The 13,497-nt window shown below is 43.4% G+C and carries 16 protein-coding genes; 9 read left to right on the top strand and 7 right to left on the bottom strand.

Translation table 11 applies throughout. From position 1 onward, the window contains the following. The first annotated feature begins 40 nt into the window (after nt 1–40). Complete coding sequence (locus R8O70_RS01810) at nt 41–601, top strand: recombinase family protein (RefSeq protein WP_025612184.1); 561 nt, start codon at nt 41–43, stop codon at nt 599–601. Nucleotides 602–778: 177 nt separating this feature from the next. Continuing rightward, nucleotides 779–1,723 (top strand): hypothetical protein, encoded by a 945-nt coding sequence (locus R8O70_RS01805; protein ID WP_224868395.1) that lies wholly within the window; start codon nt 779–781, stop codon nt 1,721–1,723. An 85-nt stretch (nt 1,724–1,808) separates the two neighbouring features. Here the strand turns inward: R8O70_RS01805 and R8O70_RS01800 are convergent, their stop codons facing one another. After that, entirely contained in the window at nt 1,809–3,452 is a 1,644-nt protein-coding gene (locus R8O70_RS01800; protein ID WP_025816611.1) for a recombinase family protein, read from the bottom strand. Between the two features lie 40 nt (nt 3,453–3,492). Next, nucleotides 3,493–3,834, bottom strand: a complete 342-nt coding sequence (gene ppiC / locus R8O70_RS01795; RefSeq protein ID WP_225473223.1) for a peptidylprolyl isomerase PpiC — start codon at nt 3,832–3,834, stop codon at nt 3,493–3,495. 214 nt (nt 3,835–4,048) lie between these two features. Here ppiC and R8O70_RS01790 point away from each other — a divergent pair, with 214 nt between their 5' ends. Then, the gene (locus R8O70_RS01790) at nt 4,049–4,963 is read left to right on the top strand and encodes a chemotaxis protein (RefSeq protein ID WP_005385059.1); all 915 of its coding nucleotides are present in this window, start codon (nt 4,049–4,051) and stop codon (nt 4,961–4,963) included. A gap of 80 nt (nt 4,964–5,043) precedes the next feature. Here R8O70_RS01790 and R8O70_RS01785 read toward each other — a convergent pair whose 3' ends face one another. The 4 genes from R8O70_RS01785 to hutW all read right to left on the bottom strand — a co-directional run bounded on the left by R8O70_RS01785 (nt 5,044) and on the right by hutW (nt 8,171). Then, a complete protein-coding gene (locus R8O70_RS01785; RefSeq protein ID WP_005375333.1) occupies nt 5,044–5,580 on the bottom strand; it encodes an ATP:cob(I)alamin adenosyltransferase in 537 nt (178 codons plus the stop codon). A 97-nt stretch (nt 5,581–5,677) separates the two neighbouring features. Next, nucleotides 5,678–6,208, bottom strand: a complete 531-nt coding sequence (gene hutZ / locus R8O70_RS01780) for a heme utilization protein HutZ (protein ID WP_005375331.1) — start codon at nt 6,206–6,208, stop codon at nt 5,678–5,680. A gap of 56 nt (nt 6,209–6,264) precedes the next feature. Next, complete coding sequence (gene hutX / locus R8O70_RS01775; RefSeq protein ID WP_186585149.1) at nt 6,265–6,768, bottom strand: heme utilization cystosolic carrier protein HutX; 504 nt, start codon at nt 6,766–6,768, stop codon at nt 6,265–6,267. A gap of 32 nt (nt 6,769–6,800) precedes the next feature. After that, on the bottom strand, nt 6,801–8,171 hold the full coding sequence (gene hutW, locus R8O70_RS01770; protein WP_258624785.1) for a heme anaerobic degradation radical SAM methyltransferase ChuW/HutW: 1,371 nt from the start codon (nt 8,169–8,171) through the stop codon (nt 6,801–6,803). 160 nt (nt 8,172–8,331) lie between these two features. Between hutW and R8O70_RS01765 the strand changes: the two genes are divergently transcribed. Genes R8O70_RS01765 through R8O70_RS01740 form a run of 6 tightly spaced genes read left to right on the top strand, consistent with a single transcriptional unit; the run spans nt 8,332 to nt 12,913 of the window. Further along, nucleotides 8,332–9,078: an energy transducer TonB gene (locus R8O70_RS01765; protein WP_213961206.1), complete on the top strand. Its 747-nt coding sequence runs from the start codon at nt 8,332–8,334 to the stop codon at nt 9,076–9,078. Next, entirely contained in the window at nt 9,078–9,776 is a 699-nt protein-coding gene (locus R8O70_RS01760) for a MotA/TolQ/ExbB proton channel family protein (protein ID WP_017821236.1), read from the top strand. The genes R8O70_RS01765 and R8O70_RS01760 overlap by 1 nt, the downstream gene beginning before the upstream one ends. Beyond that, a complete protein-coding gene (locus R8O70_RS01755; RefSeq protein WP_005375322.1) occupies nt 9,773–10,186 on the top strand; it encodes an ExbD/TolR family protein in 414 nt (137 codons plus the stop codon). The genes R8O70_RS01760 and R8O70_RS01755 overlap by 4 nt, the downstream gene beginning before the upstream one ends. Before the next feature lie 28 nt (nt 10,187–10,214). Continuing rightward, entirely contained in the window at nt 10,215–11,084 is an 870-nt protein-coding gene (locus R8O70_RS01750; RefSeq protein ID WP_053303820.1) for a heme/hemin ABC transporter substrate-binding protein, read from the top strand. A gap of 9 nt (nt 11,085–11,093) precedes the next feature. Then, entirely contained in the window at nt 11,094–12,131 is a 1,038-nt protein-coding gene (locus R8O70_RS01745; RefSeq protein WP_054578656.1) for a FecCD family ABC transporter permease, read from the top strand. Further along, nucleotides 12,131–12,913, top strand: coding sequence for a heme ABC transporter ATP-binding protein (locus R8O70_RS01740; protein ID WP_005385036.1), 783 nt, complete (start codon nt 12,131–12,133; stop codon nt 12,911–12,913). The genes R8O70_RS01745 and R8O70_RS01740 overlap by 1 nt, the downstream gene beginning before the upstream one ends. Nucleotides 12,914–13,026: 113 nt before the next feature. Here the strand turns inward: R8O70_RS01740 and R8O70_RS01735 are convergent, their stop codons facing one another. Continuing rightward, the gene (locus R8O70_RS01735) at nt 13,027–13,488 is read right to left on the bottom strand and encodes a TetR/AcrR family transcriptional regulator (RefSeq protein WP_086047264.1); all 462 of its coding nucleotides are present in this window, start codon (nt 13,486–13,488) and stop codon (nt 13,027–13,029) included. Nucleotides 13,489–13,497 lie beyond the last annotated feature (9 nt).

Here is a 13,497-nt window from a genome sequence, read left to right as displayed (position 1 = left end):
AATAAAATCTAACGCATCTAAAGTTAAACGGGTACACCTAATGGCGCATATAGCTTACCTACGAGTTTCAACGATTGAGCAGAATACTGAACGTCAACTGGCAGACTCAGGCATCTCCTTCGATAAGAGCTTTGTGGATAAATGTAGTGGAGGGTCGACTAACAGACCAGCCTTAGCAGCCCTTAAAGATTATGCACGTGAAGGAGACACAATTCATGTCCATAGTATCGACCGTCTAGCTCGTAACTTGGTTGATTTGAAACAGTTAGTAAATGACTGGACTAGCCAAGGGATTAGCATCAGGTTTCACAAAGAGAACCTAAGTTTTAAAGCTGGTGGCTGTGACCACATGTCTGAGCTGATGCTTAACATGCTGGGTGCTGTAGCCCAGTTTGAGTTAGCAATGATTCAAGAAAGACGTCAGGAAGGCATTGAGAAGGCTAAAGCAGCAGGTAAATATAAAGGCAGACCAACAAACAGTGAAAACCACCTACGTATCCACCAGCTGCGTTCTAAGGGACTATCTTTGCGGAAGATAGCCTCTCAGGTAGGTGTATCCCTGTCTACAGTGCAAAGAGCTTTATCAAAGAACGTAACTTAGTAACTGTACAAAAATCTAAAAATTCAATCACACATTGTTTATAAAAATAAGGATACGCAGCAATAGAAATCAAATAGTTGTACTCCAGCCCCTCCCCCCTTATTCAGATACAAACCGAACAGAGAAATAATCATTAAGTAATCATATATAGGTACCAAGACCACTATGAATCAATTCATGGCAGATAGCAGATTTGAGTATTTAGACCCTCGTACTCTCATACTAGATCCAGCAATGCAAGCCCGTGACGTTGAACTCATACAAGACAAACGAGTACGTTCAGCGCAAGAGATCAAGCAAGAGAGTCAAAGCAAAGAGATTCTTGAAGACCTTCGTAATGGACAGCCTATAAGGCAGCCTATCACCGTTTTTGTGGTCGATGATAAGTATTATGTAGTGGATGGTTTCCATCGTACTGGAGCTTGCTTGGAGTATCTTGCAGAAAACCCAAATACTGAACTAAAGATTAACTCACGAGTGATATATAACCGTACTTACATTGAAGCGTTTTCAGCAGCTCAAGACGCCAATCAGTCACATGGTGTAGGTGTTACTCATGATGAAATTATGCAGGCTAAGTTCCGCAAGTTAATTGTAAATAAAGAATTTGGCCTAAGTGTATCTCAAGTAGTAAAGATCGTGGGTTGTAGTCGTGGTCAAGCTGCACATATTGCCAGAAATTTAAAGACTTGTGGTGAAGCTCTAGGTGATGACATCTACATGAACATAGTAGATTTAGAGAGCTTTGTTGAACGCCTTAGATTTGGTCTGGAGAGTAAATATCACTTACCGAGCAATTGTTGGGACTCTAAAGGGTTTCCTAAGATCAGACGTCTCTCAGATGCAATTACTGGCAAAGATAATATGTCAAACCTAGACGATGAAAAGTGGGAGCAGCAACAGATCAAAGATGTCTCAAACAGTCTCAGCCGTCTCATTACATTTTACGGAGAGGATATCTTTAGGGAAGGCTTACGAAAAGTAACTAGAGGTTCACAACTAGGCATCTCTATATCCCAAAGAAATAAGTGGCTAGATCAGGTTGGTTCTATAGAAGGGTGTATTCAAGACAAAAATGACGGAATTAAAGCACCTGACTTAGTAGAAAATTACGACTTTTAGAAATAACGTTGTGAGCTCGTAAGCCTTATACCACAAGGCCTACGGGCTCATTTAAACAAAGGTGTACACGTGTGTACAATGAGAGTTACTTAGGTGTACACAACAGAGTATTACTAATCTCGTTTCTTTTGGCGTCAGTAGCAGGAAGCAATTCAAAAGTCTCTAGACCATCCTTACTCTCAAAAAGTGCACCTTTGAGACTATGATCACATTGAATACTTACAAGCTCATCACCATCCTTTCTATATATCTTTATATACCGATACTCTTCTTTCTTATCTGCATGCATTTCTATTTTGCTCAAGTACCGTCGTAAAACTTGATTGAGCTTTATTCGACCATCTATATCTTTAGTACTATCAATGAGTTCTAGAAAACGGCCAGTTAACATTTCAGAATCTTGTTTTTGAATGACTAACTTACCTTGAGAGGTCTCTAGTTCTGTTTTGACATTAGAAAGTTGCTTCTCAATGTTCGTGACTGAGGTTTTTAGCTCACGAAATTTACTTTGCAGCTGATCGTTTAATCCGAGTGCAGCAATGGCATTTATCGTATTGTCTAATTGTCTTCTGGTATCTTCTAGAAGGAATGTTAGTTCTCGTTCTTTAGCATTCAACTCTTTGATATTGTTGTTGTCCTGACTACCCATAACTTCAAGGATAGGCAAGCGGCGTAAAGCAAAGAGAACGAAGGAAGATAGTTTGTAGAAGTTCCAAGAGCTACCAAAACAACTAATGCGATATTGAAGACAACGAAGCTGGTAATACCTTTTCCCTTTAACGCATGAGCTCACAATATGCATACCTTCACCGCATGAGCATCGAAGTAGGCCAGCAAAGTAATTACGCATCTCTTTGCCCCTACGACCTTTTCCTGCACCACCTTCTTTTAAGACGGCCTGCACTTCATTAAACCGGTCTTCATCAATAATCGCAGGGTAGTAGTTTTTTATAGCATCTCCTTCAGGCTTCCCATTTAGGGTTGGTTGATATTCACCAAGAACTGCACGATATTGAAGAATTCTGGATATACTTCTTGGATACCACGCTCTACCAGTTAAAGGCTTCCGGCCTTCCTCTGTTAAAAGACGACCAATCCTAGGCGTGCCATACCCATTAACGTATAAATCAAATATTTTTCGAACGGTTTCCACACGTTCAGGAATAAGCTCAAATGCGGTTTTATCTTGATTGACACGCAACCAACTAGGACAGCGTCTAGTGATAATTTCTCCAGTAAGACGAGCCTTTTCACGTGCCTTTGCCTTAGCGTTCAGAATCATTTGGCTTTTACGTTCTGACTCCTCAAAAGCACGCTGGGCACTTAGAGCCCACGCCATTAAATCCATTAAAGGATTATGAGAGTCTGGTTCGTATAACTTACTATCAGTGAATGTATAAATGCTAATACCACTTGCTAGTAGCTGCATTAAAAGTGAGACCGCACGCTGGACTCCAGCACGGGAAAGACGGTCAACGTTTTCCACTATTAAAACGCTGCCTTTTTCAATATAGCCGTCTTCGACACATTGAAGAAACTGGCTTAAGGCACCAGTTTCAATATTTGCACCTTTCCAACCACTGACTCCAAGATCAGAAAAGGTTTTTTCACTAAGCTCCCAGCCGTGAGCTAGAGCAGCTGCCTGTATAGCCTGCCACTGACGCTCTTGCCCATAACCTTGAATTTGTTTTTTTGAAGAAAGTCTTACATAACTATACGCTGTGCGCATAACGCCCTCCTAAATAACAAGGGCGGATTCTAGAGTTATGTCATAACCGATACAATACCTTTACAACATGCCAACCGAACTTGGTTTTAACTAGATGCGGCGTTAACACTTCGCCAGAAAAGCACACTTTGTCGAATTGAGGTACCATTTGACCACGGCGGAATTCACCAAGGTCACCACCGCGTTTGCCTGACGGGCAAGTTGAATACTTCTTCGCTAATGTCTGAAACTTTGCGCCTTTTTTCAGTTGCTTGATTATGTCTTCCGCTTGCTCTTTGTGCTTCACAAGAATATGTAATGCGGCTGCTGTATTTGCCATTGATCTATCTCTCACTATTCTGGTCGCGCAAGTGTACCCAATCCTTTTTAACAGACCAAACATTTCTTAATAATAGCTCAGTGGCAAAGGCCAAAATGCACGTGGAATATAAAATCGTCTATATAATGAGTTTAAAATACAAACAAGTTTTACTCAGTTAATCACTATTCTCTAAAAGATTGCCTAAAAAGCTCACATTTGTCTCTCCGATGGTTGAAGCCTTCGTCTGATAAGATTAGATTAGACACAATTCGGTGGTATTTATAAGGTTATTTTCATGGCAAAAGTCGTTAGCAAAGCGAATCAGTCTCAGGGCATGTTGATGTTTAAGCTCACCCTGCAACAGAGTTTCGCTATCGGTACGCTAAAAGTCCGTGAAATCGTCCCGTACATGCCAACGACAAAGATCCCTTACTCGCATCATCACGTCATTGGAACCGTTACGATACGTAACTTAACAGTACCAGTGATCGATATGTCAGCGGCTGTTGGCTTTCGTCCTATAAGTGAAGAAGAATATAAAAGCTGCTACTTGATCGTGACAGATTGCTTGCGAACCGTGGTTGCTTTTATGGTTCGTAGTATAGAGAAGATCATTGAGTGCGATTGGAAAGCTATTGAAACGCCACCTCCGAGCGCTGGAAAAAATATTTTCGTGACTGGAATTACTCGCTACGAGGACAAAACTGTTCAAATGCTGGATGTGGAACTGCTACTTTCCAAAATTTATCCGCAGTACGAGAATTCAAAGATACCAATGCTGACAGATATTGAGCGAGAACGCCTAAAAGCACTCAGTATTCTATTGGTGGATGACTCTTCCATCGCTCGTAAACAGCTGTGTGACGCACTCGATAGCATCAATATTGGGTATCAAATCTGTAAAAATGGTTTAGATGCATTGGAACTGATGAAAAGTGACGCTGCGGCTCATCGCCCAATTGATATTCTGGTCAGCGATATTGAAATGCCCGGATTAGACGGTTATGAATTAGCATTTGAAGTTCAGAATAATTCCTCTCTGAACCATTCATACCGCATTTTACATACATCGTTATCGAGCGAAATCTGTGTAGACAGAGCTCACCAAGTTGGCGCGCATGAGGCACTTGAGAAATTCAATGCAGGAGAACTAATCGAAGCGATGCTTCGCGGAGCAAAAGAGCTAGAAGCCAAAGCTATGACTTCTTAACTCTTATTGGACGAGTTGATTTGAGAATATAATGCAGTACTTGTCCTATCCCTGATGCTCACATCCGCTAATTTCTCAGCTCACTTCTTTGGCATCGCGTAACTACGAGAAACGAATTCCGTCTCTTTGACTTGGTGAGCATGATTAATATAAGAAGCTAGGCTGTAAAGTACATTCGCTAATAAGTTCGCGTAACGAAACAAAATAGGTGCGGGCTGCTTCTTACCTGTATGTTCAACGGCAACTAATGCTCGTACCGTTTTTTTAGCTTGGCAACGGCACAAATGCAATTGACTGGCTGCCGGGTGCCCTCCGGGTAGAACAAAGCCTTTGAAGCCGCCATCAATACGTTGCTTGAGCAAAGCATAATCGGCCTTTAACTCTTCAACTTCCGTCTCTGTAATCGCTAATTTTCCGCGAACCGAGCCATTTAGATGATAAACATTAGGCTGCATTCTTGTCAGTATATCGCGGCTAAACTCGTCCAACTCCATAGCGAGAACAAGGCCAATACGACTACAAAGTTCATCTGCTGTAATTTCAAAGTCACAAACCGGACTGTCCTCGTAAATAAACGGATAGCAAATCTCGCTCAATTCCTTGCTTACAGGTTTCATGCTTTTGTTCCAATATAAAAAAGGGAGTCAGTATAACCTAACTCCCTTTAAACGTTCATTATGCCAAATGATCGACATTCATATGATCGGTTTACAATCAGGCACTTTCGACTTTCTTGTGACCTTCTTGAAGGTGAACAAAATCTACTAAATCATCACCAGACACTTGATACGCCTGACCAAAACCTTTAACAAATAGCCCCGATTCTGGCTTTAAGTTGAACAAAACGAAATCCTCTAGCTGGCTTAGACCATCAATAATCTCACCAAAACGCTCTTTCATTTGTCCAACAACTTGTTGCCACATCTCTGTGTCTCGCTCAACTACATTTGCTACCGCATCAAAAGTTAAGCGCTTACGAGCAAACAACTGCTTTGAAGACTCTTCATCTTCGATCATCATCAATGAAACATTTGGATTTTCTAAAAGGTTACGGGCATGACGAGCGATTTTAGAAATGAGAACGAAATAACCTTCCTGGTTTTGAACATAAGGCGCGTAGCTTACATTCGGGCGACCTTCTGCATCGACAGTTGCAAGCTGAAGTGTACGGCGCTCCTGACGAAACTCTTTGATCTCTGGCCCTAAACGACCTTGCAAACGCTCTTGTTTAACTTGTTGATCCATATTGATACCTGACTTTACTAATTAGTATTCGAGTTAAGCCTCGATTATGTTTGTGATTACTTTTTTAATTCGGCTTGTAGGGCGCGAAATGCGGTGACTTGATCTTCAATCAACTCGCGCTTTTCGTTACGGCCTAAATAAACCTTGAAAATATTGCTTCCGCACTCTGAGAAAAAACCAAAATAGTGACTCTCTCTACCCATAAACGGTTTACTGACTAATGCGACATTTTTAACGTTATCTAATTTAAGGTGGCCGTGCAGTTCACCTTCTCTACCCATTAAATTGTAATAGCCACGCGCCACTTTTCCTTTTGGAAACGGCGCTTTAACTTCAAAGATAGAACCAAAAGAGTGGACGATGGTCGTCACCGGGCCAAAACCAACCAAACTTTCTAGGATGCTTTGCGCTTGCTCTCCTGGTGCAATAGCCACCATTTCCTGAGGTAGAGCCGCAACAACCTCAAACTCGGAAATGCCAAGACGCTCTGCCATCGCAGCTGGCAATAATTGTGGTTCTTGCTCTAGTAATACTTCAACTTGTTGCTTGATTGATTCCATTGTGTCTTCCGTTTTTGTTCAATTTGTTTTCATTAATTATTGGATGCTTTCGGTACGGTTTCGTGCATCTCTGACGTGAGTACCTGAATACAACTTTGAGCCAGTGACACTGCCCAGAAGCTGCCTGCAAGAGTAAGGATTGCGCTACGTTCATGTAGTTGTACTAAGCCTTTCGCTTGCCACACTTTAAATAGAGGCAATAAAAACCCGAACGCGTCCTCTCCCATAAATGATGGAAGTTGATTTGCTTGAACAATGCCACGGTCAAACGCAGATTTGAGTGCAGAAAAAAGTGGTTCTAGAGGGCTTTGCTTCATCATCATCGCGATGGTGCTTTGACCTTCTTTGACCGCTTTAATATAGGTCTCTAGTGTGCGGTGTTGCATCATCCCGTAGCCACCGATATTACCTCCAGCACCACAGCCAATTGGCAATACCTCTGCATAAGTCTTGGCTAAACTATTGTATAAACTACGCTCGCGGTTATCGATTGCCCAATGGTTCACACTCAGTTGCTTCATATGGTGTTTGGCCATAAAGTTCACACCGAGCTCATACATTCCCGCTTTTTCTGGTGTGGTCGCAGGTGGCGGGATTTTTCCCTTTTCTACGAGGTTGAGCATGGGAGCTGACCCGCCAACCACTAACTGATACAAATCCAGTCCGTGTGCGCCAGTCGAGAGGAAATCATTTAAATCTTGCTCTAACACTTCTTTGGTTTGATAAGGTAAGCCATAGAGTAAATCGATAATGACCGGAATTTTGTCTTCTTTGGCGATCTCGCTCACTCGTTTGAGGACATCTTCCCTATCATCTAAACGTTTTGCGCTGCGGCGCACTTGTGTATTAAAACTTTGCACACCAAAAGAGAAACGATTAAACCCACCCTCTAAAGCGCCTTGATACAACTCATCAGAAAAACGATTGATGCGACCTTCTAAGGTGATTTCGCAGTCTGCAGCCAAAGGAAAGTGGTCTCGGATAGCCTGGCCTAACACACGAACCTGTACTGGAGATAGATCCGTTGGCGTTCCGCCCCCGATATATACGGCGTGAAAAATACCATTTTGTGTCCAAGGTAATGCCGCTTTCTCTCTAAGCTCCTGCATTAATGTTTCAAAGTACTCATCAACCAGTGTGCGACTTGCAGCATTTTGAAAGAAATTACAAAAAGTGCAACGAACGCGACAAAACGGAACATGAATATAAAGACAGCGTTTATTGGTCGCTTTAATTGAGTTAGCCGTAATACTCGAAAAAATCGCCTGTTGTTGAGACGAGGGCACAGGTACGCTCGCTCCCCCGGCATGTGCAGAATGCTTCTTAACAAAAGCAAATCGCAATGGATCAGGACTATCACTGCCCAACACTGATTCATCAAGCTTATCGATATCGACGCTCATATATACTCGCTTAACTCCCATCATGTAAGGGATGGAAGCTGATCTTGAAAATTCTGCAAGAATCATAATTTGAGCGTAATGATAATGCAATTGATAATTGATCTTATTTCCATTGTAAGTAATAATCTGCCCAAGTTTTCATAGTTTCCCGAGATATTCCGTGAACGTACAAAGATATGTCATTGCAGGAGGTGCTTCCCTTGCCATCCATGCCGCACTTCTTTTTGTTTCTCAAGAGACAAAGGTGTTCGCGATGCCGGCTGGAAACCCAGCAAGTTCGGTAAGTCTGAATCTTGTGTCTGCTCCTCCAGCTGTCGAAAAATCTACACCAGAAAATGTAGCACCACTAAAAGAGCAGCAGCCTCAAGACCAACCTGAACCAGAAAAGAAGATTGTAAAAAAACAGGTCGTCAAGAAAGACGCTGTTAAGAAGAAGGTAGTAGAGAAAAAACCTGAACCGGTTAAACAATCTAAACCTAAAGCGGTCGAGCCCACCAAAACCGTAACAAAGCAAAAGGTTCAGCCCGAAGCGAAACCAAAGAAAAAAACGGAACCAGTGGAGAAAGAGACGGTAGCTCAACAATCCGCACCTGCGAGCCAATCCAAAGGGGCAACGTCTCAGCCTGTCTTGGTAGACAAACCAACGTTTGTGAGTCAACCAACACAACCCCGTTACCCAAGGTCTGCACAAAGACGCGGTATTGAAGGTGTAGCCTTGTATGAGATATGGCTAGATGAGAATGGTAACCAGATTAAACAGGTTTTGATTGAGTCTTCCGGCACAGAGTCGCTAGATGCCTCAGCACTTCGTGCGATCAAACAGTGGCAATTTACACCACATATTTCAGGTGGGCTAAAAGTCGCTCACCGAGTACAAGTACCTGTTCGTTTTAAGTTGGATGGATAATGGAACAACTACAAGAATTACAAACTCAATTTGGGCTGATGACATGGCCTTTGATCATTTGCTCAGCTCTAACCGTGATGATCATCGCCGAGCGATTATTCCATGTGTTAATTAGCCTTGGTGTAGGAAAGCGAGCCATTCGCCAAAAGCTCACAGGATTAGACCCAACAAATGGGAGCGAGCTTGAAGCACTTGCTGAAGAGTTGTCGAATAAGAGGCCGCTTCTGTACCGTGGTGTTGCGATGTTGCTTGCTCATCATTCTTTCTCGAAATCTTTAAGAGAAGATGCCGCAGGTATTTGGCTGCAAGAAAAACGCCATCAGCTGCATTCCGGCCTTCGTTTGCTGACGCTGATTGGTGTCATCAGTCCTTTAATTGGCTTGCTTGGTACGGTACTTGGCCTAATTGACATGTTCAAAGGCATCGCGGTTTCAACGGGGAATATCACTCCGAATGATTTGGCTGACGGCCTAGGTCTTGCTATGCGCACCACTGCCGCGGGTCTCATTATCGCACTTCCTGCTATTTCAGGAGCGCAGATCATTGGTTTGTGGGCGGATCGTGTAATCGCCAAGCTTGAGCACACTTTAAACTACGTCAACTTATGGCTTGAAGGTATATCGTTACAGCATGTCTCGCCAGACCACTCAAAAGTAACACTGCGCTCTTCTGGGAAGATTGAGGCCGCAAGTCAATGATTAAAACACCACAAGAAAATAGTCGTAACGGTTTAACCCCCGATTTAACACCGCTGTTAGACATTATTTTTATCGTCATGGTTTTCCTGATGTTAACCGCAGCGGTCAAACTCGATTCATTAGACGTCAATTTACCGAGCACAGAATCTCAGGCTGTTGCAGATGTCGATAAGCAATCCATCACGGTAAATATTCTTAAAGACGAGCCTTACTGGGCTATTAACGGCAAGACTTATATCGATTGGGACAACTTTACCCTCGCGCTGTTAGAAGAGAGTAAGTCAAGCGATAAACCGATTGTAATTGGAGCAGAAAAAACCGCGAATATTCAGTCGCTAGTACAACTTCTCGGCTTTTTACAAGAAAACGGAATTCAAGCAACTCAGTTACTCACTGAAGAGCCATCATAAAAATAAGTAAGATAGAGATCCTTTCAAAATGAAGAACACACGCATCACTATTCATGCTGTTGTCACGGCAGCTATTTCCCTACTTGCGAGTAGTCAACTTTTTGCCAATGAAACGCCATCCTCAGAGCGCGTTGTTAGCGCAGGCAGCGCCGTCACTGAACTCTTGCTTGAACTCGACGCTAAAGATAGCTTGGTTGCTATCGACGTCACCAGTCAATTACCAAAAGAAATGGAACTGCCTAAAGTGGGCTACCATCGTCGTCTTTCAGCGGAGGGGTTGCTCGCCTTACGTCCGACAAAAGTCATTGGTTCTGATGAGATGGGGCCGAAAACAACATTGAACCAATTGAAATCGGCTGGCGTAGATGTAGAAATCGTTAATACTGATGCAAATGTCGAGGGCCTTTATCAACGTATTGATCAAATTGCGAACCTTATGGATCGCAAAGCTCAAGCTGAAAGCTTAAAGCAAGATGTCCAGGCGCAAGTACAAGCACTCAATGCAAACCAACCTGATCAAGCGAAGAAAAAGAAAGTGCTCTTTCTGCTGATCCATGAAGGGCGACCTGCAAATGTTGCGGGCTCACAAACGACACCCGATGCAATTATTCAACTCGCCGGCGGACAAAACCCAGCCGCTACACAACTCTCGTCTTACAAGCCTCTATCCACAGAAGCGATGGTAGAGATGCAGCCTGACGTGATTCTTGTTAGTGGTCGCAGCTATGAAACGTTGGGTGGTGCCGATGCAATTTTAAAAGCAATGCCGCTTCTTGCTGCAACACCCGCTGGAAAGAACAAAGACATCATAACGATTGATGGCCATGCTCTGGTAGGTGGTTTGGGCCTTAAAAGCCTTGCAGAAGCTAAACGCTTGAATGCACTGCTTTACCCATAGAGACATGACATGTTGTTAAGACGCATCCCCCTTTCAACGACGTTATCAGTGCTTAGTGGATTTTTAGCATTTATTGCTATCGCCTCTATTACCGTTGGCCCAATGAATATTAGCTTTGCTGACAGTTTGCGTAGCCTAACGGGAGGCAGTTCTGATCTCGCTCCTCACATTCAGTTGGTCATTAACGAAATCCGATTGCCTCGCACCATTTTGTGTATGTTCATCGGCGCCATTTTAGCAATTTGTGGTGTGGTTATGCAGGGCTTGTTCCGTAACCCATTAGCCGAGCCTGGTATCATTGGTGTGTCTGCTGGCGCTGCTCTTGGTGGTGCATTCGCTATTGTTGTATTTGCTGAATTTAGCCAAAACTATCCGCAACTAATGAACTTAGCGGCTCTGCCTCTTTTTGCTTTCATTGGCGGTGCACTAACGACTATTCTCGTTTATAAACTCGGCACAAGTAAGTTTGGTACCTCAGTTACAATTATGTTGTTAGCCGGCGTTGCCATCAGCGCGCTCTCGGGTGCTGCGATTGGCTACATGAACTTTATCGCAGATGATCAGATGCTGCGAGATTTGACGCTTTGGTCGATGGGCTCATTAGCTGGTGCAAATTGGTCAGGGATTGCTCTATCTGCTGTAACACTCGTCATCCTATTGCTCTGGTTTCAGAAGAAGTCGATGGCGCTGAATGCTCTGTTGTTAGGGGAATCAGAAGCAAGACACTTAGGAGTTCCGGTTCAAAAACTCAAACGTCAGCTTATTTTACTTTCTGCACTGGGTGTTGGTATTACGGTGAGCATCAGTGGTGCAATTGGCTTTATTGGGCTCGTGATTCCTCACTTAGGGCGCATGCTCGCTGGGCCTGACCATCGAACGCTATTACCAATATCTGCCTTAATGGGAGCACTGCTTCTTACTGCCGCAGATATGTTTGCTCGTGTTGCCGTGGCACCAGCTGAATTACCAGTTGGAATCGTGACCGCATTGATTGGCGCGCCCTTTTTCATCTACTTATTGTTCCAGCAAAAAGGGAAGATTTTGTAATGAACCAGATCGTTTTATCGGGGAAAAACATTTCGATGACATATGGCAACCGTGTGGTGCTCGATGACATCAACATTGATATCCGAGCTGGTGAAGTGACCGCCCTACTCGGCCCCAATGGCGCAGGTAAAAGTACTTTACTCAAGCTTCTATGCGGTGAGATCTCTTCGAATCATCACATCACCTACTTCGGTAAACAAAAGCATGATTGGGAGCCTGAAAAAAGCGCCAAACATATTGCAATGCTCCCGCAGCACAGCACCTTAACCTTCCCATTTCTAGCCAGAGAAGTAGTAGAGCTGGGGGCAATACCGCTATCACTGTCCAATAAAGAAACCACTAAACTGGCTTTACATTACATGGAACAAACCGACGTATTGCATTTAGCAGAAAGCCTGTACCCGTCTTTATCTGGTGGAGAAAAGCAACGACTGCATCTAGCACGAGTGATGACACAACTACATCAATCTGGCGAAAAACGAATCTTAATGCTTGATGAACCTACCTCAGCGTTGGATCTCGCCCATCAACACAACACGTTAAAAATTGCTCGTGAAACGGCAAAAGCACAGAACGCTGCGGTGGTTGTGGTGTTACATGACTTGAATCTAGCCTCTCAGTACGCGGACCGCCTTGTACTCTTGCATAACGGGAAACTAGTTTGTGATGACACGCCATGGAATGCACTAACGTCAGAGCGCATTGAACAAGTTTATGGCTATCGCTCTATTGTGACAAAACATCCGACGCTAGACTTCCCTCAAGTGCATGCCGCAGCATAAAGCGTATCTCCTCTAAAGCCGTCTCGAAAACACTTTGATACGACAAAGGCCCGCAATATGAGAGTTGCGGGCCTTTGCTTTTATATTGGCAGAATTTGTTGCTTTAAACGCTATTACTTGCTCATTTGGATCAATGAACGACCAATCAACCACTCAAGCTCTTTGTCACCACCCGCACCAAACTGGCTTTCAACCATTTTGTATAAGCGGTCAATACCATTAGCAGCAAATTCTTGCGCATTTTCAGCGGTGACAATGTGATGGAATAGCAGTCGTAAAATCGCGAGGAACTCAGCATCTTCCAGCGCTTTAATCCAACTTTGTGAAAATGCATTTAATCCTTTATCAAACTCTAAGTGTTCAATAAACATTTTAAAGATACGGCTATCCAGTGCGGCGGTGAAGTCCGTTTTCTTAGGGAAGTGATGGCTAATACCGGTACGCGATATACCTGTCTGCTGGCTTAGCGTCGTGTACGACATTTTGTCGTAACCTAATCTGAGTAGCTGATCAATAACGGCATCCATGATCTTTTGGATAGTGATTTCGGTATCTTCTTTACTACGCTTTGGCATATTTTAAGC

The organism is Vibrio sp. 779(2023), assembly GCF_033344285.1.
GTDB lineage: Bacteria > Pseudomonadota > Gammaproteobacteria > Enterobacterales > Vibrionaceae > Vibrio > Vibrio alginolyticus.
Note: the sequence above shows the minus strand (reverse complement) of the source record. Positions and strands in the feature narration are given on the sequence as shown.

Bases quoted from the DNA above. Each gene is read 5' to 3' on its own strand.
- R8O70_RS01810 (WP_025612184.1), top strand. From the start codon at position 41: ATGGCGCATATAGCTTACCTACGAGTTTCAACGATTGAGCAGAATACT.
- R8O70_RS01805 (WP_224868395.1), top strand. From the start codon at position 779: ATGGCAGATAGCAGATTTGAGTATTTAGACCCTCGTACTCTCATACTA.
- R8O70_RS01800 (WP_025816611.1), bottom strand. From the start codon at position 3,452: ATGCGCACAGCGTATAGTTATGTAAGACTTTCTTCAAAAAAACAAATT.
- ppiC (WP_225473223.1), bottom strand. From the start codon at position 3,834: ATGTTTGGTCTGTTAAAAAGGATTGGGTACACTTGCGCGACCAGAATA.
- R8O70_RS01790 (WP_005385059.1), top strand. From the start codon at position 4,049: ATGGCAAAAGTCGTTAGCAAAGCGAATCAGTCTCAGGGCATGTTGATG.
- R8O70_RS01785 (WP_005375333.1), bottom strand. From the start codon at position 5,580: ATGAAACCTGTAAGCAAGGAATTGAGCGAGATTTGCTATCCGTTTATT.
- hutZ (WP_005375331.1), bottom strand. From the start codon at position 6,208: ATGGATCAACAAGTTAAACAAGAGCGTTTGCAAGGTCGTTTAGGGCCA.
- hutX (WP_186585149.1), bottom strand. From the start codon at position 6,768: ATGGAATCAATCAAGCAACAAGTTGAAGTATTACTAGAGCAAGAACCA.
- hutW (WP_258624785.1), bottom strand. From the start codon at position 8,171: ATGAGCGTCGATATCGATAAGCTTGATGAATCAGTGTTGGGCAGTGAT.
- R8O70_RS01760 (WP_017821236.1), top strand. From the start codon at position 9,078: ATGGAACAACTACAAGAATTACAAACTCAATTTGGGCTGATGACATGG.
- R8O70_RS01755 (WP_005375322.1), top strand. From the start codon at position 9,773: ATGATTAAAACACCACAAGAAAATAGTCGTAACGGTTTAACCCCCGAT.
- R8O70_RS01750 (WP_053303820.1), top strand. From the start codon at position 10,215: ATGAAGAACACACGCATCACTATTCATGCTGTTGTCACGGCAGCTATT.
- R8O70_RS01745 (WP_054578656.1), top strand. From the start codon at position 11,094: ATGTTGTTAAGACGCATCCCCCTTTCAACGACGTTATCAGTGCTTAGT.
- R8O70_RS01740 (WP_005385036.1), top strand. From the start codon at position 12,131: ATGAACCAGATCGTTTTATCGGGGAAAAACATTTCGATGACATATGGC.
- R8O70_RS01735 (WP_086047264.1), bottom strand. From the start codon at position 13,488: ATGCCAAAGCGTAGTAAAGAAGATACCGAAATCACTATCCAAAAGATC.